This is a genomic window from Clostridium sp. AF28-12, from assembly GCF_003435225.1.
In the GTDB taxonomy this organism is placed as follows: domain Bacteria; phylum Bacillota; class Clostridia; order Lachnospirales; family Lachnospiraceae; genus Pilosibacter; species Pilosibacter fragilis.
In genome coordinates this window covers 89,633-109,523 of record NZ_QWGJ01000013.1, presented here as the reverse complement: position 1 = coordinate 109,523, position 19,891 = coordinate 89,633, and the positions used below count along the sequence as shown (strand labels likewise).

The following is a 19,891-nucleotide window of genomic DNA, read 5'->3' as shown; positions in this document are numbered from 1 at the left end:
TATGCTGGCAATCACACTCCGGTCATGCAAATCTATAATAGATAGGGCAATAAAATACTTTTTCATATACTTACCTCCTAAGAATTCCTTAATATACATCATGTGCAATTTCCAAGATATTGCCAGAAATTGCATCTATATCAACATAATAGTTCAATTCATAAACAACTCCATCGACATTTACTTTGACGGGATAAACCAGTTTCCAAAATATCTTTCCCTTAAAAGTTTTTAAATCCTCCATACTAGTATGATTCACGCAAATTAGAAGCCTATTTCAAACTATCGTTTTATGCTAATTCTGGATAGACTTTCTCTTTCGTGAAATTGGTTTTGGTGCTTTTTTGTTTTTGTTTTCTGCTGAAGCAGCTCATACACTATGAAATCAATCTCTTCTTTAGAAAGGTCATAAAGTCAGAACTTTTATGAGTTTCACTTACTAATGGAATTGCTTCTCCTGAGAGCAAATCAATCGCTGCAAGCAGAGAGAGGGTCTCCAACCTGACATACTCATAATCTCGCTGATAGCCACTGCTTTTATCTGTATTCGGAATCGGTGGACGGTCTTCACCTGTGGTAGCAATTGCCTGAATTCCTGGCTTTTCATCATAAGACAGGGTATGTACGGCATCTTTCTCAAAGGGAATCAGTTTTCCATCCTTGTCAAACTGCATTTCAATCTGCTTGTGGATAACAAGGACATCATGCATTTTTGCATCAAACTCAGGATCCCGTCTTTCGCAGTAATAAGACACCTGAAATGGTTTGATCCTTGCATTGCTCAGAATTTTCCGAAGCGTTGTTTCAGCTACTGTTGCCCTACGAAGATGTCCTTCCGCTTCTGCTATAGAGTTGATGAATTTCCTGAAACTCATGGGATATCAGAATTCAGCAGAATAGCCGTAATCCTTCGGTTTTTGGCAAGCTTTACTGATTACCCAGGTGATATCGTCATCGGTGATTTCCGCTTTTCTTCCACGGCCGTTGTTATCATGTAAAGAAGCTTCAACACTGTTCTCTTTAAATTTATTAAGGCAACGTTTTACCACACCGATTCCAATATCCAGTTTGTCAGCAATTGCTTCGTTAGATGCACCCTCAGATTTGAGCAGAAGGATTCTGGCACATTGATAAACGCGAATTTCCAAAGTGCTCTGAGTCAGCAGTTTATTTAAGTAAGATTTATCATCATCTGTTAAAGAAATAGTTTTAATTGTATTAGGCATAATTGACACCTCCGATGGTTCAATTGTACCATAAATAGGAATGTGAATTAAAATAGTTTGTTATTTAAAGTGGATTGTACTAGATAAAGCGTCATCATAATAGTACCCCAAAATTGATTCGATATTCTAAAAAGACCTCTTTTCAAAACCTTATCATTCGATCCTGAAAAGCGGTCTTCATCATTTTCCATATTCAATATTCTGAGCAAGACGATAAGCCGGGTTATGTCGTTGGATGGTCATCTATCTAGACCGTCCGTCACCGGACGGCTCAAGCGGCCTACCCGGAAGCAGACGGGCCGCCTTATGCTTCCTGTTTGGCCTTGCTTCGAGTGGGGTTTGCATGTGCCCTCCCTGTTACCATTGAGGCGGTAGTCTCTTACACTGCCTTTCCACCCTTACATGTTTCCATGCGGTTTATTTCTGTTGCACTGTCCCTGAAGTCGCCTTCGCCGGACGTTATCCGGCACCCTGCCCTTTGAAGCCCGGACTTTCCTCTCCTGCATCCCTTAGGATTGCAGCAGCGACCATCTGTCTTACTCAGAACCCATTCATTCTAGCATATTTTTTTTGGGCTGTCCAGACATGTACTTATATTTTCTTACACATTCAAACAGCTTCCACCGATAAACTCCCGGATAATCGATGTCTTCGGAATCGACTCACTGTCGATGGCAAGGAAATAGTCCAGGAATTTGAGAAGCCGCTTCGCCTCATCATACTCTTCCCTGTCTCTCGGGATATTGAAGAGCAGTGGTTCCGCATAGAGCTTCAATACCGCAAGCTCATACACAAGCGCGGAGTTAAACATCACATCGGCGCTCTCCTGGTACGGGAAGATATTCTTGTCCTCGCCGCGGCGCACCGACGGCCAGCGCTCGATCGTCTCCAACGCGGAGGTTCCTCTCGTTCTCGCGTCCCGCACCATCCGGCGGATCAGTCGTCCATCAGTTGTCGGGATGCGGTTGTGCTCATCCACATTCAGCTGGGTCAGGGCGCTGATGTAGATCTTAAATTTACTGTCCTTCGGAAGTTCTGAGGACATCGCGTCATTCAGGCAGTGGATGCCCTCGATGACGAGAATATCCTTCTTTCCAAGCTTCAGCATTTCGCCTTTGTATTCCCTCTTACCGGTCTTAAAATTAAACCTTGGAAGCTCAATGGTCTTACCGGAAAGCAGAGCGTTCATATCCTCATTGAACTGCGGAATATCCACGCATCCGAGCGCCTCAAAGTCCGGCTGCCCGTTCTCGTCAAGCGGATACTCTTCCCGGTTGCGGAAATAGTTGTCCACGGAGATCGGATGCGGATTGTATCCCAGCGCCGCAAACTGAGTTGAAAGCCTGTGGCTGAAGGTTGTCTTACCGGAAGAAGACGGTCCAGCAATCATCACGATCCTGCGGTCCGGATCCTTCACTGCCTTCTCAGCAACCTGACCGATATTTTTCTCCTGCAGCGCCTCCTGCATCAGGATCAGATCCTGCCCTCTGCCGTCCACAATCATCTTATTTAATGCGCCGACGTTCGGTACCTCCAGGCTGTCACTCCAGCGGTAGGAAGAATGCAGGATTGAAAACAGCTTCTCCCGGATCGCCGGATGCTCCACATGTTTCGGATCCGTTTTCACCGGAAGCAGGAGCAAAAATCCCGCATGACATGGAACAAGGTCAAAATACTTCACATAACTTGTGTCCGGAACCATATATCCATAAAAATAGTCCTCAAACTCCCCAATGCTGTAAATATTCACCCGCGACGCCCGACGATACAGGAACAGCTGCTCCTTATCATGCATCCCATGCTTTCCAAAAAGCTCCACCGCGTCATCTGTATTGACACTCCGCTTTTTCACCGGGATCGCCGCGTCCCTAAGCTTCTCCATATGTACCTTCACTGAAGTCAGCAGCTTCTCGTCTACCGGAATATCCCCGACAAGTTCTCCATAAATCCCGTTTCCCAGAGCAAAGTCGATCTGGATCTTCTTGATCTTCTCTCGCGGAATTACCTCATAAAACGCCTTCAGCATCAGAAAGATCGCACTGCGCTCATACGTCTTATAACCTGCATTTTCCTTCGCTGTGATAAAAGAAATCTCAGAATCTCCCGCCAGAGTCTTTTCAAGCTCCCTGAGCTTTCCATTGACCCGCACAAGCAGGATATCATTCTCATACTGATCCTGAAAATCTCTCGCGATCTCCAGATAGGTTGTTCCCTCCGGATACGTTTTTTCGATTCCATTCACCTTTACAACTGCCATAAAACCACCTCACACAACCTCTCCGCTGATGACATTCACAACATCAGCAACAGCCATTTCACTTCGATCTATAGCACCGGTCAGCCTCCGATCCCGGGCGCCTGTTTTTCGGGGATTGGCTTCCTCTTAGCTCGCAGGTGAATGCGTTGGAGGAAAGGTGACACTTGTCTGAGCAAAGCGAGTTGTGTCACCTTTTCTCCGCCCTTAGCATTCGCATGCAAGCTTAGAGAAACCTCCCCGAAAATCATCTCAGCCCGGGGGCGGAGGCTGACCGGTGCGTCCCCGAAGCCAATTACCTACACCACGACCGCCGGAAACTTCACCGCCATCTTCACGACCTCAATATCAGCAGGCAGCTTCTCCTTCAAAAAACCTTCCATAAAATCCATAAAGATATGCTCCAGCCCATAATGCCCTGCATCAATGATCATCATCCCCTGAGCCGCCGCGTCGATCCCCTCATGGTGGCTGATATCTCCGGTGATAAACGCCTGAGCGCCTGCCTTCAGTGCCTCCTTAAGCTCACTTCCGCCGGCCCCCGGGCAGGTAGCTGCCTTCACAATTGGAGTATCCTCATAGAGCTCACTTCCATAAACAGTCACAAACGGAAGTCCAAACCGGTTCTTAACCTCTCTCGCGAGCTCCAAGCCCTTCATAGGCACTTTCAACGATCCTGTCTTACCGATTCCGTACTCCGTCCCGGAAATCTCTCCCATGGCCTCCAGCGGCTTCTGATCGGTAAAATTCAACCGGTCCGCCACAATATCTGCCATACACCCCGGCGCCGAATCAAAATTTGTATGCATCGCATAGTATGACACATCCGACTGGATCAGGGACACAAGCCGTCTTCCAATAAAATCCTCGTCCGAAACATGCTTCACCGGCTTAAAGATCAGCGGATGATGGCTTAACAGCATATCTGCCCCGATCTCCTTCGCCCGCTCCACCGCCGCATCATCCGCGTCCAGCGTCAAAAGGATCTTCTTCACGTCCTTGTCGATCCGCCCTGCTAAAAGTCCCGGATTATCCCAGTCACAGGCACAGGACTTCGGCGCAAGCGTCTCTAAGATTTCAATGATCTCCCTGCATTTCATGCTGTACCTCCTGATTTTCTTTTAACTGTAATTTCAACTCGGAAAGCCGCTCTGCCGCCCGTTCGGAATCCCCCGCTTTCGCGGAAAGATCCTCGATGAACCGCAGAAGCTTCGCCTCTTCCTCCTTCAGATATGTAAGAAGAACAGGGTTCTTCGTTCGGATCAGATAATCGCCGTAGAGCATGCGGCTGTCCTCAGAAAGGCTTAAAACATCCGGATCCACTGTTTTTCCCTCAGAATCTGCGTCTTTCTCTCTCCGCACATCCATCACCGTATAAAACTTCCCGTCTTCAAGGACCATATCTTCCTTCCGGATCACAAAACCGTTCTCAAAAAGCCATCTTCTGACCTTAAAGATCTCCGACTGCGGTGATAAGACCCACTGTTTCACCGGATCCCACATATGTCTTCCGTTTTCCAGGATCTTAATGATCAGCTCGCCGCCCATTCCCGCGATCACGACAGAATCTGCCTCTCCCGGCAGAAGCTTTGCGACACCGTCAGAAAGTCTCGTCTCGATCTTATCGGCAAGTCCAGCCAGGGCAATATTCTCCGTCGCCCTGGATAACGGACCTTTCCGCACATCCATAGCCACGGCCTTCTTCACGATCGTTCTCCTGACAAGCTCCACCGGAACATGTCCGTGGTCCGTCCCAACGTCTGCCGCGGACTCCCCAGGTTCCACAAATGAGAGCACCAGCTCCAGGCGTTCTGATAATTTCATATTGATTTCTCCATTTCTCTTTTACATGACTGCTTTTCGATTTCGCAGCCGTCTTTTTGTATTTCCCGGCAGTTTAACTTCGCCCCGGAGCACACAGACAGGCCATCCCTGACTGCCTTTTCCTGCACAGATCTTTTCCTGCTTCCCATATCTTTTTACTCATCCAGATAATCTTTCAAGATCTTACTCCTGCTCGGATGGCGCAGTTTTCTAAGGGCCTTCGCCTCGATCTGGCGGATCCGCTCCCTCGTCACGTTGAACTGCCGTCCGACCTCTTCCAATGTCCTCGGTCTTCCGTCATCCAGGCCAAATCTCAGGCGCAGCACTTTCTGTTCCCTCTCAGTGAGCGTTGACAGCACATCCATCAGCTGTTCGTGGAGCAGCGTGTAGGTCGCGGCATCCGCCGGGACTTCCACATTATTATCCTGGATAAAGTCCCCGAGGTGGCTGTCCTCCTCCTCGCCGATCGGAGTCTCTAAGGACACCGGATCCTGAGAGATCTTCATGATCTCACGGACGCGGTCCACCGGCATATCGAGTTCCTTCGCAAGCTCCTCCGGTGTTGCCTCACGGCCAAGCTTCTGGACTAACTGTCTCTGGGTCCGCACGAGACGGTTGATGGTCTCCACCATGTGTACCGGAATCCGGATCGTTCTCGCTTGATCCGCAATGGCGCGGGTGATCGCCTGACGGATCCACCAGGTCGCGTAGGTGCTGAATTTATAGCCTTTCCTGTAATCAAACTTCTCGACTGCCTTAATGAGTCCAAGATTTCCCTCCTGGATCAGGTCGAGCAGCTGCATGCCCCGTCCGGCATACCGCTTTGCGATACTCACCACAAGACGCAGGTTCGACTCCGCAAGCTTCTTCTTTGCCTCCTCGTCACCGAGTTCGATCTTCTTTGCCAGTTCGATCTCCTCATCCGGGGAAAGCAGCGGCACTTTTCCGATCTCTTTTAAGTACATCCGGACCGGATCATCTACACCGATCCCCTCCGGTACGGAGAGATCGATATGTTCCACATCAATCTCATCCTCCGGATCTGCATCTTCATCCTCCGAAAACAAATCCGGATCCATATCATCATCGTTCGACATTTTTAAGACGTCGACATGTTTTTTATCCAGGAAGTCGTATATGCGGTCCAGCTTCTCGGGTGTCAGTTCTTCCCCCGCAAAGGCATCCAGAACTTCCTTTTCATCAAGGACGTTCTTTTTACTTTTTGCGAGTTCCAGAAGTTTTGATAACTTCTCTTCAAATGTAAGTGTCTTTTCCTCCATAATTCCATCCTTCCCGGCACCTGACGTTCCTCGTGTCTGCCTTTTTGCTTCTGCTTCTCTCAGTCAAGTGTGATATTCAGGACAGCCAGTGCTGACTGCTGCCTGATGATTTCCTGTAACTCTCTGATATCTGCTGTTTTTCCCTTTACCTCCAGACTGTGTTTCTTTATCTTTTTGACGGTCTCCGAGAGTGCTCTCCTCTGTTCCTCATTATTTAAGGACTCGCTGAGACTCGCGTGGAATAAGGCCGCCACTTCCCTGTATTGTTCCTCGCCCTCGATGAAATGATTCAGGATCTGCGCGGGGTTCACGCTTCCTGTTTTTTCATATTCATCGAAGACCATGGATGCCGCTTCTCTGTAAAGCTCGTCGTCAAAATCCTCCGGTGTGATAATGCCGCGAATCTTTTCGAAAAGCTGCGGACGCTCGATGAGCCAGGTGAGAAGCAGTCTCTGGGACTTCCGGATCCCGTCCTCCTTCTCCTTTTTCTGGCGGATCCGCTCCTTATCGTACTCCCGCTCCCTTGTGGTCACTCCGATGAGTCCGCCCATGGAGTTCACGAGGTTTTTGAGATCCGTCTCCGGGATCATATACTCCCTTGCAACGGCTTCCGTGTAATTATCACGCTCCAGCTTTTCCGGAAACTCCAGAAGCTTCTTCGCGATGGCGTTATAAAACCCTGTCTTCGACTCCGGGTCCTGCATGTTGTACTGGCTCCGGATCACGGAGATTTCGAACATAAAGCTTCCGACGGCATTGTCGATCCGCTTCTGGAATTCCTCTTTCCCAAGATTCTTGATAAACTCGTCCGGGTCCTTATAGGGCTTCATATTTAAAACCTTGATGGACATTCCAACCTCTTTTAAGATCGGGATCGCGCGGAGTGCCGCCTTCACACCCGCCCCATCGCTGTCGTAGGTCAGGACTACCTGATCCGTGTAGCGCTTTAACAGCATCGCGTGCTGGGACGTAAACGCAGTCCCCAGAGATGCCACGGCGTTCGTAAATCCCGCCTGATGCATAGCGATCACATCCACATAGCCTTCACAGACCAGCATATATTTCGCTCTGGACGTTCTCGCGAAATTCAGCCCATAGAGATTCCGGCTCTTATCAAAGATCTTCGTCTCCGGGGAGTTTAAATATTTCGGCTCCCCGTCCCCCATTACACGGCCGCCGAAACCGATGACACGGTTATTGACGTCTAAGATCGGAAACATGACACGGTTCCAGAATTTATCTCTGGCTCCCCTCTCATCGATAAAGAAAAGACCTGTCTCTTTTAAAATATCGTCGTTGTATCCCTTCGACCTCATATACCGGTAAAGGTCATCCGGCACCTTACTGGAATACCCAAGACCGAAGTGGCGGATCGTATCGTCCGTCAGGCGGCGTTTCTCCTTAAAATAGTCATATCCGACCTTTCCTGACGGCTGCTTTAACTGATAATAAAAGAAGTTCGCCGCAAGACGGTTGATCTCAAGGAGCGTATTTTTCAGGTCCGCCTGAGCTCTCGCCTCCTTTGAGTATTCCACCTCCGGCAGGGCGATCCCCGCCCGGTCCGCCAGCATTTTCACAGCTTCCACGAAGGTATAATTTTCATATTCCATCACAAAGGTGATGACATTTCCGCCTGCTCCGCAGCCAAAGCAGTAATACATCTGCTTTCCCGGTGAAACGGAAAAGGACGGGGATTTCTCATTATGAAACGGGCATAGTCCGAAATAGTTTGCGCCCTTTTTCTTTAAATTCACATACTGGGACACGATGTCCACGATGTCATTTCTTGTTCGTACTTCCTCGATCACTTCTTCCGGGTAATACACGCTTCATCCCTCCCGCGATATGTATTTTCCGCAAAACCGCTCTGCACTTTCCTCGCAGATCCGCCGGATCCGTCTCTCAGACATTCCAGCCTTTCGGTACAAATAATTCTTCAAACCGGTCGATGGCATATCCGTCGCTCATCCCGGCAATATAATCACAGACGACCCGCTCTCTCCTCTCCCCGCGAAGTTCCATCATCGCCAGGTACTCTTCCGGCAGCTCGTCCACATGCTTCAGGTAGTATTCGTAAAGTGTCACGATCAGCTGCTGAGCTCTTCCCTCCTCGCCCTTTGCGGCAGGATTGCGGTACACATGTTCAAACATCCATTCCCTCAAGCCCCGCATGGCCCGCTCTACGTCCGGGGACATAAAGATCGACGGCTTGTCCATACTGTTATTAATAATATCATGGATCATGATATTCAGGCGGTCCTTTACGGTATCCCCAAGTACATCCGCGTATTCTCTCGGAATATCCCGCTCGGTAATGATCTTTCCGCGGATCGCGTCGTCGATATCATGATTGATGTATGCGATTTTATCGGAGAACCGCACGATCTTTCCCTCCATGGTCGCCGGATTTCCGGACGTTCTGTGATTTAACATTCCGTCGCGGACTTCCTTTGTGAGGTTCAACCCCTGTCCCTTTTTTTCCAGGATCTCCACCACCCGGACGCTCTGCTTATAGTGGGCGAATCCGTCCTCGCAGATCTCATTCAATATGTATTCCCCCGCATGTCCGAAAGGCGTGTGGCCGAGATCATGCCCCAAGGCGATCGCCTCAGTCAGGGACTCATTCATCCGGAGTGCCTTTGCGATCGTTCTCGCGATCTGGGATACCTCTAACGTATGGGTCAGTCTCGTCCGGTAGTGGTCCCCTTCCGGAGCGAGGAAAACCTGGGTCTTGTCTTTCAGGCGCCGGAATGACTTGCTGTGCAGGATCCGGTCACGATCACGCTGATAGGCAGGGCGGATATCGCAGAGCGGTTCCTCCCGGTCACGCCCCAGCGTCTCACTGCTTAACGACGCGTAAGGACTCAGATTCTGGCGTTCCCACTGTTCCATCGTTTCCCTGATATTCATACCTGACCGCCTCCTTTTCCGGCGCAGCCCGTCATTCCCACGGGCGTACATTTGTTCTCCGTCCTAAGAATATACTTTTATAGTATATCATATTTTAAGGCATTTTAGAACCACGATTCCTGTCCTTTTACTGAAAAATATGTAAAATTTCTGAAATTTTTTCGTTCAGCTCCCATTGAGATAAAACAGCCCGGCAGGCCAGGTCTTTTGCAGAGTATCTCCGCCTTCCCCTGTCCTGCCGGACTTACAGTCATTCTATTCTTTTTCTTTCAGAGACTCCGCCATGTCGCCTCTTACATCTTCTCACCCGGGATGACCGGAACTGCGCCCTGCGGAACCGGGCAGGTATAGCCGCCATAACGTTTCATCTTCTTGTTGAACTCGTCCTTCGCTGCCTGTAAAACATCCGGCTTCTCCATGAGATCGATTGCGGTAGCCGCGATGACCTTTCCCGCTAACAGCATATTCTTGTGGGCAATGGATGTACGTCCACAGGAGACATTCTGCCAGGAATGTCCCGGTGCCTGTGCCGGGAATGTGGAAGTATTGATCTGCGCCGTCGGAATGCACCAGCTCACATCACCGACATCCGTGGATCCCATTCTCGGTTTCTCATAGTAGAGATACGGGACAAGGAACTCATTCATCGGTGTTGTGCCGTGTTTGGACTTCTCATCAACATATTCGTAGATATCGCTGCTGTCCTCCGTCGCATCTCCCGGAAGCTTATCAGACTTCATCTCAACGGAATCGTAGAGGGCTTTCGCGTACTTTAATTCTTCTTCCGTGTAATGGCAGACACCGAGATCATTGAAGTTATCCCACATAAGGGACTCCAGGACCTTGTTCGGAACGGTATTGGAGCAGCCGTCGATAAACTTCTTCTCCATCTTTGTATCTGTCATCATGGATGCCGCAAGAGCAATACGGTCGACTCTCTCCTGAAGCTCCAGCGCGTCCTTTACCCAGATGGAGCGGACCATATAGAGGACCTGTGCCTTCGGCTGTACCACGTTCGGAGAATCTCCACCGGCATCTGTGATGGAGTAATGGATCCTCGCGCTGTCCGGCATATGCTCTCTTAAGAACTGGACGCCAATGTTCATAAGCTCCACCGCGTCGAGGGCAGAACGTCCCTTGTCCGGTGCGCCCGCTGCATGGGAGGCAACACCGGTAAACTTATACTCTGTCTGGATACAGGTGTTGCAGGTACCGGAAGTGACCTGATTCACATTGCCCGGATGCCAGGTAAGAGCCGCGTCGCACTCCGCGAACACGCCGTCTCTTGCCATAAATGCTTTTGTAGCGGCACCTTCCTCACCAGGGCAGCCGTAAAGGATCACTTTACCGCTTCCCTCACCTTTTTCTTCCAGATATTTTTTTATAGCAAAAGCCGCAGCCATGGAACCCGCGCCTAAAAGGTTGTGGCCGCAGCCGTGGCCGTTTCCGTCTGCGACAAGCTCTTTTCTGGTCTTAGATCCGGCGATCTGGGAAAGACCTGTCAGAGCATCATACTCAGCCAGAATACCGATCACCGGCTTTCCGGAACCGTAGGAAGCGCGGAATGCAGTCTCAATGTTGTCAAAAGGATGTTCGACAGTAAATCCTTCTTCTTTTAATACCTTTGCGTAAAGTTCACCGGATTTGTACTCTCTCAGGGAAAGCTCCGCATAGTCCCAGATCTTATCGGATACGTCGGTGATCACTCCTGATTTCTCGTCGATATAATCGAATGCTGTCTGTTTGGATGCTGACATGTCATGTTCTCCTTTCAAAAATCCCGCCAGGCAAAACTCCAAAAGTCTGCCTGAGCGGGATATGGCTCCTGTTAAAACAGCTTTTCCCGCTGTTCTTTCATCAGTATAATACCTTGCTTAAAAATTCCTGTGTCCTCGGGTTCTGCGGATGATTGAAGACCTCATCCGGAGTGCCTTTCTCCGCGATCACGCCGCCATCCATAAAGAATACGCGGTCGGAGACCTCCCTCGCAAATCCCATCTCATGGGTTACGATCACAGTAGTCATTCCTGTCTTTACAAGGTCCTTGATAACATGAAGAACCTCTCCTACCATCTCCGGATCAAGGGCGGAAGTCGGCTCATCAAAAAGCATAACATCCGGTTCCATCGCCAGCGCGCGCACGATCGCAAGACGCTGTTTCTGTCCGCCAGAAAGCTTCTTTGGGAACTGGTTCTCCTTATCCGCAAGACCAACGCGGTTTAAAAGCTCCCGCATCATCTCGTCGGCTTCCTTCTGTGTTTTCTTTCCGAGAAGGACCGGGGCGAGCGTTACGTTCTTTCCAACTGTAAGATTATTGAATACATTAAAGTGCTGGAATACCATTCCCATCTTCTGGCGATGCAGGTTGATATCCACATTCTTGTCGGTAATATCGGTTCCCTCGAAATAAATCTTTCCGGATGTCGGTGTCTCAAGAAGGTTTAAGCAGCGTAAAAATGTACTTTTACCGCCGCCGGACGGTCCGATAACAGAAACAACCTCGCCATGATTGACATGCTCGGTAACACCCTTTAATACCTGAAGACTGCCGAAGGATTTATGCAGATCTTCTACACGAATCAGTTCTTTTTCACTAGCGCTCACTTGCGTTCATCCTCCTCTCCAGTAAAGCAATCAGCTTGGACATGATAAATGTCACGCCGAAGTAAATGATACCAACGATGGTTAACGGCTCAAGTACACGGAATGTAAGACCGTTGATGGTCTTAAACTGGGTCATAAGTTCTCCGATAAAGAACGTGGATGCCAGAGATGTCTCCTTGACGATCGCTACAAACTCGTTGCAGAGTGCCGGAAGAATATTCTTGACTGCCTGCGGGAGAACGATATGGATCATGGTCTGACGCGCGTTTAAGCCCAGAGAACGTGCTGCTTCAGTCTGTCCGACATCGACAGCCTGAATACCTGCGCGGACGATCTCACAGACATAAGCGGTAGAGTTTACGCAGCATGCAGTCATAACGCATGTAAACTCGCTTAAGTTGAAGAACGGAAGCCAGGTCGGCAGCATAAAGTAGAAGAAATATAACTGCAGCAGGATCGGCGTACCGCGGATAATTTCGACATAAACGGTAGCGATCAGCCGGAGCGGCTTAAATTTTCCGATGCCCACGTTGCTGCGGCGCATCAGTGCCATCAGAGAACCGAAAACGGTACTGATGAGGACGGTGAGGAGACCCATAAACAGTGTCATTCCAAGACCCTGTAAGAATAAGTTCCAGTACTTCATCCAGACTTTTAACATGACGTTAAGAAACTCCATCTGGAAAACTCCTTTCGTAGATAAAACTTGAAAACAGACAAAGGTCTTTCCGGCATTTTCACCGGAAAGACCGAGCTCTGTATTTTCTGTAACCTGAAGTGATAACCAATTCCGTCCTGCGCTGATCTTCCATCACGGAACGAAACGATCTGCTCCGAAATTAGTTCGTCTCGATACCGAGCTTCTCAGCAAGGGCAACCGCCTCTTCTCTCCACTGCTCATAGAGACCTTTCTCGTTAACTTCAACGATCACTTCGTTGATCGCATTTAAGAGATCATCATCGCCTTTTTTGACTGCGATAACGTTACCTTCACTTGAATAGTCAAACATGAAATCTGCCATTGCGATATCATCATATGTCTTTGCAAGGGATTCACCGTTATCACCGGATACAGCGAGTGCGTCAACCTTGCCTGTTGTTAACATCATAACACCGTCTGTTATATTTGTCACTAACTGGATCTGAACGTCAGACGGAAGCTGCTCTGTAGCAAGCTTGTTCTGTAAGGTTGCGTTCTGGGTAGCAACCTTCTTGCCTGCGAAGGATTCTGCTGTATTGTACTGGGAAGCAAGTTCCTTCTTAACTAAAAGGCCCTGACCTTTCTTCGTGTTTACATTATAACGCTCGGAAAGTCCCATAGCCTCAGCACGCTCATCTGTGTAAGCGAAACCAGAGATACCCATATCAATGTTTCCGGAAGTAACTGCCTGCTGGATCGCGGAGAACTCCATCGGCTTGATCTCAAGTTCTACACCAAGCTTCTCAGCGATGTATTTTGCAAGCTCTACATCGGCGCCGACATACTCGGTTGTTCCGCTGCTGACATCCTTGAATTCCCACGGAGCGAAGTCCGGAGATGTTCCCATCGTGAGCTTTCCTGCTGCGAGAACTTTTCCGAGATGACCGTTCGGATCTACGTTCTCAAGCGCTTTTAAGGAACCTTCCGCTGCGGCTGCTGCCTCTGTCTTATCTGCTTCCTTTGATTCAGCAGCTGTTGTCGCGTCAGCTGTTGTTGTCTCGGCTGCCGTTGTTGCTGCTGCCGTTGTCTCAGTGCTCTTGGAGCTTCCGCAACCTGTAAGAGCAGCAATGACCGCTGCTGTTGTCATAGCTAAAACGATGTTCTTCTTCATAATCGATCCTCTCCTCTTCATTTCTATCTTTTTCTATGTCTCACATGTGTGATGTTGATACGCATTATAATGTATAATTATTCTTTTGTAAAGCACTTTTTTATGTTTTTTTACATATTATGCATTTTATACAACTTTTAGTGTATAATTATATTGTTTCATGCAGTTTTTCCAATGTTTTATACATTATCAATGCATATATTTATCTTGGTAAAGCGTTAATATTTCTTTTTTTGCGTAGCGCGGCACCTCTTTCAATTTTCCAGCATACATTTCCGGCATACGCTGCCGGGGGACATCGCAAAAAGCAGCCCATCTCACTTCATCGTGAAACGGGCTGCTCTTCTATTTTTTACCAATATCAGATTTCAGCAATATTGATCAGTGTAAGTTCTTTTGCACGATTTTCCATACTTGTCACAAGCGCTCTCGCAGTATCGACTGCAGTGAGAACGGTAACACCTGTCTCGATGGCATTCCGGCGGATGATAAAGCCGTCATGGCTTCTCTCTGCGCCCTGTGCAGGGATATCGATGACAAGGTCGATCTCATGTCCAAGAATCAGGTCAAGAAGGTTCGGAGACTCCTGCTCGATCTTTCTTACCGGGATCACCTTTACGCCGTGCTCATTGAAGTACTTCGCGGTTCCTGCGGTACAGAAGATGCGGTATCCCTGTGCCTTGAATCTCGCTGCGATGTCGAGCATCTCTTCCTTGTCGGAATCACGGACGGTCATGACCATGTTCTTGTACTTCGGAAGCTTGATGCCTGCGCCCTGGAATGCCTTGTAAAGGGCCTCGTTGAAGGTCTTTGCGATACCAAGACACTCACCAGTGGATTTCATCTCCGGTCCAAGGCTGATATCAGCTCCGCGGATCTTCTCGAAGGAGAATACCGGCATCTTCACTGCGTAGTAATCTGCCTCTTTCTGGAGTCCCGGTGTGTAGCCGAGTTCCCGGATCGTGTGACCACAGATGATCTGGGTTGCCAGCGGTACGATCGGGATTCCGGTTACCTTGCTGATATATGGGACGGTTCTGGAGGAACGCGGGTTTACCTCGATGATGAATACACCTTCATCATTTACAATAAACTGGATGTTGATCATTCCCTTGACATGGAGCGCCCTTGCGAGCTTCTCTGTGTATTCCACGATCGTCTTCTTGTTGTCCTCGGTGATGCTCTTCGCCGGATATACGGAGATACTGTCACCGGAGTGGATACCGGTACGCTCGATATGCTCCATGATACCCGGGATCAGGATATCGGTACCGTCGCAGATCGCATCGACCTCGATCTCCTTACCCATGATATACTTATCAACTAAGATCGGATGCTCCTGAGCGATCCGGTTGATGATGCCGATAAATTCGTCGATATCCTCATCGCAGATCGCGATCTGCATGCCCTGTCCGCCAAGAACGTAGGACGGACGAACGAGTACCGGATAGCCTAACTCGTTTGCTGCCTTTTTCGCCTCTTCCGCTGTAAATACAGTCTGTCCCTTTGCTCTCGGAATCTGGCACTGCTCAAGGATCTCATCGAAGAGTTCTCTGTCCTCTGCAGCGTCAACATCCTCGGCAGCGGTTCCCAGGATCGGGACTCCCATCTTCATCAGAGCCTCTGTGAGCTTGATGGCTGTCTGTCCACCGAACTGGACAACTGCTCCGTCCGGTTTTTCAATATCAACGATGCTCTCCACATCCTCCGGAGTCAGCGGTTCGAAATACAGTTTGTTAGCGATATCAAAGTCTGTGCTGACAGTTTCCGGGTTATTGTTGATGATGACGGTCTCAAAGCCCTCTTTCTCGAAGGCCCAGGTGCTGTGAACAGAACAGAAGTCGAACTCGATACCCTGACCAATGCGGATCGGTCCGGAACCGAGAACGAGAACCTTCTTCTTCTCAGTCTCGCCCTCTGCCTCATTCTCGCTGCCGAAGCAAGAGTAATAGTACGGGGTTTCAGCTGCAAACTCGGCCGCGCAGGTATCTACCATCTTGAAGGCAGCACGGATGCCGTTTGCATGACGCATCTCCTTGATCTCGTTTTCCGTGAGACCTGTGAGTCTCGCGATCACATGATCCGGGAATTCAATGCGCTTTGCTTCCTTTAAAAGATCCGCGTCGAGGTTCTTCCCGGCTTTCTTTAAGGCATTCTCCATCTCAACGAGGATCATTAATTTATCGATGAACCAGATATCGATCTTCGTGATATCATGGATCAGCTCGTAATCGAAACCGCGGCGGAGTGCCTCTGCAATAACCCAGATCCGGCGGTCATCCACGTTGCAAAGCTGCTCTTTTAACTGTTCATCTGTGAGTCCGCTGTAGTCGTAAGACATTAAGGAGTCCACATGCTGCTCCAGAGAGCGGATCGCTTTCATTAAGCCACCCTCAAAGCTTGTGCAGATACTCATGACCTCACCGGTCGCTTTCATCTGGGTTCCTAACTTATGACTCGCATTGATGAATTTATCGAAGGGAAGTCTCGGCATCTTGACTACCACATAGTCAAGCATCGGCTCGAAACTTGCGTAGGTCTTCTTTGTAACAGCGTTCTTGATCTCATCCAGTGTGTAGCCGAGGGCGATCTTCGCGGCAACCTTCGCGATCGGATATCCTGTCGCCTTGGACGCAAGGGCGGAGGAACGGCTTACACGCGGGTTTACCTCAATTACGCAGTACTCAAAACTCTCCGGGTGAAGCGCGTACTGTACGTTGCAGCCGCCGGTGATACCGAGTTCTGTGATGATCTTTAACGCGGAGGTACGGAGCATCTGGTACTCTTTATCTCCAAGGGTCTGGGACGGGGCAACAACGATACTGTCACCGGTATGTACGCCCACAGGGTCGATATTTTCCATGTTGCAGACGGTGATCACATTACCTGCGCCGTCACGCATAACCTCATATTCGATCTCTTTCCAGCCCGCAATACAGCGCTCTACAAGGACCTGGCCCACACGGGATAACCGGAGTCCGTTCTCCAGGATCTCTGCGCACTGCTCCTCATTATAGGCAATACCGCCGCCGGAGCCGCCAAGGGTATAAGCCGGACGGAGAACGACCGGATAACCGATCTCTTTTGCAACAGCAAGACCTGTGTTCACATCCTCAACGATCTCAGACGGAGCCACCGGTTCGCCGATCTTTTCCATTGTCTCCTTGAACATTTCACGGTCTTCGGCTTTTTTGATCGTGAGGGCTGTTGTACCGATAAGGCGCACGTTATTTGCCTTTAAGATACCTGCTTCCTCCAGTTCCATTGCAAGGTTTAAGCCGGCCTGGCCGCCAAGGGTCGGGAGGATGCTGTCCGGTTTTTCTTTCTTAATCAACTGCTCAACAACCTCAGTCGTCAGCGGCTCGATATATACCCGGTCCGCGATATCCTTATCTGTCATGATCGTTGCCGGGTTGGAGTTTAAGAGAACGACCTCGATGCCTTCTTCCTTTAAGGAACGGCAGGCCTGTGTTCCCGCGTAGTCAAATTCTGCGGCCTGGCCGATAACGATCGGACCGGAACCGATTACAAGTACTTTCTTGATCTCTGGATTCTTAGGCATTATCTTTCCTCCTCCATCATGCGTAAAAAGCGGTCAAACAGATATCCGGAATCCTGCGGTCCCGGGCATGCTTCCGGGTGGTACTGGACGGTGAAGATATTCTTGCCCACGTACTTTAATCCCTCGTTCGTCTTATCGTTCACGTTCACGAACGCCGGAACGGCAACCTCCGGATTCATGCTGTGTTCGTCTACCGCGTATCCGTGGTTCTGGGAGGAAATGTAGACGCGGCCCGTCTCAAGGTCTTTTACCGGGTGATTTCCGCCGCGGTGGCCATATTTCAGCTTATATGTATTTGCGCCTGTGGCAAGAGCCATGAGCTGGTGTCCGAGACAGATGGCAAAAACAGGAACATTGGATTCATAAAACTTTCTGACTTCTTTGATGATCTCCGTGTTTTCTGCCGGATCTCCAGGGCCGTTGGAAAGCATGATCCCATCCGGGTTTGTCTTTAAGACTTCCTCAGCCGGAGTATCTGCCGGATATACGGTCACTTCGCAGCCTCTCTTATTTAACTCTCTGGCGATATTCTTCTTTGCGCCAAAGTCCATGAGTGCAACTTTCTTTCCTTCCCCCGGGAGAACGTATTTCTCTTTTGTGGTTGTCTTTAATACAACGCCTGTTACCTGATAAGCACTGATCCGCTCTTTCACTTCTTCCAGATCAAAAGATCCGTTCGTTGTGATCATGCCGTTCATGGTTCCTTTTTCTCTTAAAATCTTTGTGAGGGCTCTTGTATCGATACCACTGATACCTGGAATATCCTGTTCTTCTAAGAAATGCTGAATCGTGTCCCCACTTCTGAAATTACTGGGGATCCTAGATAATTCTCTGACAATATAACCATCCGGCCATGCTCTTCCGGATTCCATATCTTCTTTACAAATACCGTAATTACCAATTAACGGATAAGTCATTACCACTGCCTGTCCCGCATAAGACGGATCGGTAAGGACTTCTAAATAACCGGTCATGGATGTGTTAAAAACAATTTCACTGATTACTTCCCTGGTAGAGCCGATGCTTGTTCCTTCAAACACGGTTCCGTCTTCCAGTATTAAATATGCTTTCATGACGCCACCCTTTCTTCTGTGTTCGTGTTCGTTTCCTATCTGGGATTGAAAATTTATTTCAGCCCAAATTTTCACTATTCTATCATGCGGTGAGAAATTTTTCAACTGGTTTTTTTGAAATTTTTCAAGAAATTGTTTGTGAAAGTTATGACAGGCTAACCAGCGTTGTCCGGGAGTGAAATTTTGAATTATGTTAACTCGACTGATGGGTATATTTCTTGCTGCGAAGCAAAAATATATTCTGTATTTTTTCGTGATGTCTTTCTTCCAGATAAGTATCAGCAACCGGTATCTCGTACTTTTCTGACTTCTGATATTGGATTTATTTTTTGTTGGAAGTATCTGTTCAGATATTATAAAGAGTTGTCTCTATTGCGGAAAAATGGTAAAATGAATATTAATAAAGGAAAGATTTGAAAACAGCCCTGATACAGACGGAAGGTACCTTTCTTATTCCGAAAATCGGCTGTAAATGCTTTTTCCTGCTTATAAACTTCTTATGCGAGGAGGCAGCTTATGAGTAAACTTGTCTATACAAAAGGAAAAGAATATCACATCGGCGTCGGCGCCGGGGATGTGGGACGCTATGTGATCCTGCCGGGCGATCCAGGGCGCTGTGAGAAGATTGCGAAACATTTCGATAACCCGGTAAAAATCGCCCAGAACCGGGAATACACCACCTACACCGGCTATCTCGACGGAGAAAAAGTCAGCGTTGTCTCCACCGGGATCGGCGGACCGTCCGCCTCCATTGCGGTCGAAGAGCTTATCCACTGCGGTGCGGACACCTTCATCCGTGTGGGCACCTCCGGCGGCATGCAGAAGGAAGTGCTCGGCGGAGATCTCGTGATCGCCACCGGCGCGATCCGCTTTGAGGGGACCACAAAGGAATATGCACCCATCGAGTATCCGGCGGTTCCGGATTTCGATGTCACTGCTGCGTTAAAGGAAGCTTCTGAGGAACTCGGCTACCGCCATCACCTCGGTGTCGTCCAGTGCAAGGACAACTTCTACGGCCAGCACTCCCCGGATTCCATGCCAGTGGCAGATGAATTAAACTCCAAATGGAAGGCCTGGATTGCATGCGGTGCCCTCGCCTCCGAGATGGAGTCCGCTGCCCTCTTCATCGTCGGCTGCGTCCGCAGAGTCCGCACCGGTTCCGTGATGCTCGTGATCGCGAACCAGACAAGACGGGAACTTGGGTTAGAGGATCCGCAGGTCTATGATACGGAAGCCGCTGTTGTTACAGCGGTGGAGGCGATGAGGAAGCTGATCAAAAAAGACCGGGAGGCGCTTGCTGCGAAATAAGCGCTTTGCCTCTCATCATACAGCTCTTATCGCAAAATA

General features: G+C 49.1%; 15 protein-coding genes and 1 other RNA gene. 1 reads left to right on the top strand and 15 read right to left on the bottom strand.

What is annotated here, in order from left to right:
- Positions 1 to 377: 377 nt before the first annotated feature.
- From DWY93_RS17510 to DWY93_RS11775, 15 genes are all read right to left on the bottom strand, one after another.
- Positions 378 to 875, bottom strand: a complete 498-nt coding sequence (locus DWY93_RS17510) for a hypothetical protein (protein WP_242990605.1) — start codon at positions 873 to 875, stop codon at positions 378 to 380.
- A gap of 6 nt (positions 876 to 881) precedes the next feature.
- Complete coding sequence (locus DWY93_RS17505; protein WP_242990604.1) at positions 882 to 1,226, bottom strand: hypothetical protein; 345 nt, start codon at positions 1,224 to 1,226, stop codon at positions 882 to 884.
- A 198-nt stretch (positions 1,227 to 1,424) separates the two neighbouring features.
- Positions 1,425 to 1,769, bottom strand: an RNA gene (gene rnpB, locus DWY93_RS11835) — RNase P RNA component class A.
- Between the two features lie 58 nt (positions 1,770 to 1,827).
- Positions 1,828 to 3,483, bottom strand: coding sequence for a nucleoside kinase (locus DWY93_RS11830; protein ID WP_117469376.1), 1,656 nt, complete (start codon positions 3,481 to 3,483; stop codon positions 1,828 to 1,830).
- Between the two features lie 296 nt (positions 3,484 to 3,779).
- Complete coding sequence (locus DWY93_RS11825) at positions 3,780 to 4,580, bottom strand: Nif3-like dinuclear metal center hexameric protein (protein WP_117469375.1); 801 nt, start codon at positions 4,578 to 4,580, stop codon at positions 3,780 to 3,782.
- Entirely contained in the window at positions 4,558 to 5,304 is a 747-nt protein-coding gene (locus tag DWY93_RS11820; RefSeq protein WP_117469374.1) for a class I SAM-dependent methyltransferase, read from the bottom strand. The genes DWY93_RS11825 and DWY93_RS11820 overlap by 23 nt, the downstream gene beginning before the upstream one ends.
- Positions 5,305 to 5,459: 155 nt before the next feature.
- Complete coding sequence (gene rpoD / locus DWY93_RS11815) at positions 5,460 to 6,584, bottom strand: RNA polymerase sigma factor RpoD (protein ID WP_117469373.1); 1,125 nt, start codon at positions 6,582 to 6,584, stop codon at positions 5,460 to 5,462.
- 59 nt (positions 6,585 to 6,643) lie between these two features.
- Positions 6,644 to 8,410 (bottom strand): DNA primase, encoded by a 1,767-nt coding sequence (gene dnaG, locus DWY93_RS11810; protein ID WP_117469372.1) that lies wholly within the window; start codon positions 8,408 to 8,410, stop codon positions 6,644 to 6,646.
- A 76-nt stretch (positions 8,411 to 8,486) separates the two neighbouring features.
- Complete coding sequence (locus DWY93_RS11805; protein ID WP_117469371.1) at positions 8,487 to 9,494, bottom strand: deoxyguanosinetriphosphate triphosphohydrolase; 1,008 nt, start codon at positions 9,492 to 9,494, stop codon at positions 8,487 to 8,489.
- 293 nt (positions 9,495 to 9,787) lie between these two features.
- Entirely contained in the window at positions 9,788 to 11,251 is a 1,464-nt protein-coding gene (locus DWY93_RS11800) for a M20 family metallopeptidase (protein ID WP_117469370.1), read from the bottom strand.
- 100 nt (positions 11,252 to 11,351) lie between these two features.
- Positions 11,352 to 12,077 (bottom strand): amino acid ABC transporter ATP-binding protein, encoded by a 726-nt coding sequence (locus DWY93_RS11795; protein ID WP_117469609.1) that lies wholly within the window; start codon positions 12,075 to 12,077, stop codon positions 11,352 to 11,354.
- Between the two features lie 10 nt (positions 12,078 to 12,087).
- Complete coding sequence (locus DWY93_RS11790) at positions 12,088 to 12,777, bottom strand: amino acid ABC transporter permease (RefSeq protein WP_015554150.1); 690 nt, start codon at positions 12,775 to 12,777, stop codon at positions 12,088 to 12,090.
- Between the two features lie 160 nt (positions 12,778 to 12,937).
- Positions 12,938 to 13,909, bottom strand: a complete 972-nt coding sequence (locus DWY93_RS11785; protein ID WP_117469369.1) for a transporter substrate-binding domain-containing protein — start codon at positions 13,907 to 13,909, stop codon at positions 12,938 to 12,940.
- A 361-nt stretch (positions 13,910 to 14,270) separates the two neighbouring features.
- Positions 14,271 to 17,471: a carbamoyl-phosphate synthase large subunit gene (carB, locus tag DWY93_RS11780; protein ID WP_117469368.1), complete on the bottom strand. Its 3,201-nt coding sequence runs from the start codon at positions 17,469 to 17,471 to the stop codon at positions 14,271 to 14,273.
- Positions 17,471 to 18,544 (bottom strand): carbamoyl phosphate synthase small subunit, encoded by a 1,074-nt coding sequence (locus tag DWY93_RS11775; RefSeq protein WP_117469367.1) that lies wholly within the window; start codon positions 18,542 to 18,544, stop codon positions 17,471 to 17,473. The genes carB and DWY93_RS11775 overlap by 1 nt, the downstream gene beginning before the upstream one ends.
- A gap of 516 nt (positions 18,545 to 19,060) precedes the next feature.
- Between DWY93_RS11775 and udp the strand changes: the two genes are divergently transcribed.
- Positions 19,061 to 19,852 carry a uridine phosphorylase gene (udp, locus tag DWY93_RS11770; protein ID WP_117469366.1) on the top strand — a complete coding sequence of 264 codons (792 nt, stop codon included), beginning with the start codon at positions 19,061 to 19,063 and terminating at the stop codon, positions 19,850 to 19,852.
- The last annotated feature ends 39 nt before the right edge of the window (positions 19,853 to 19,891 follow it).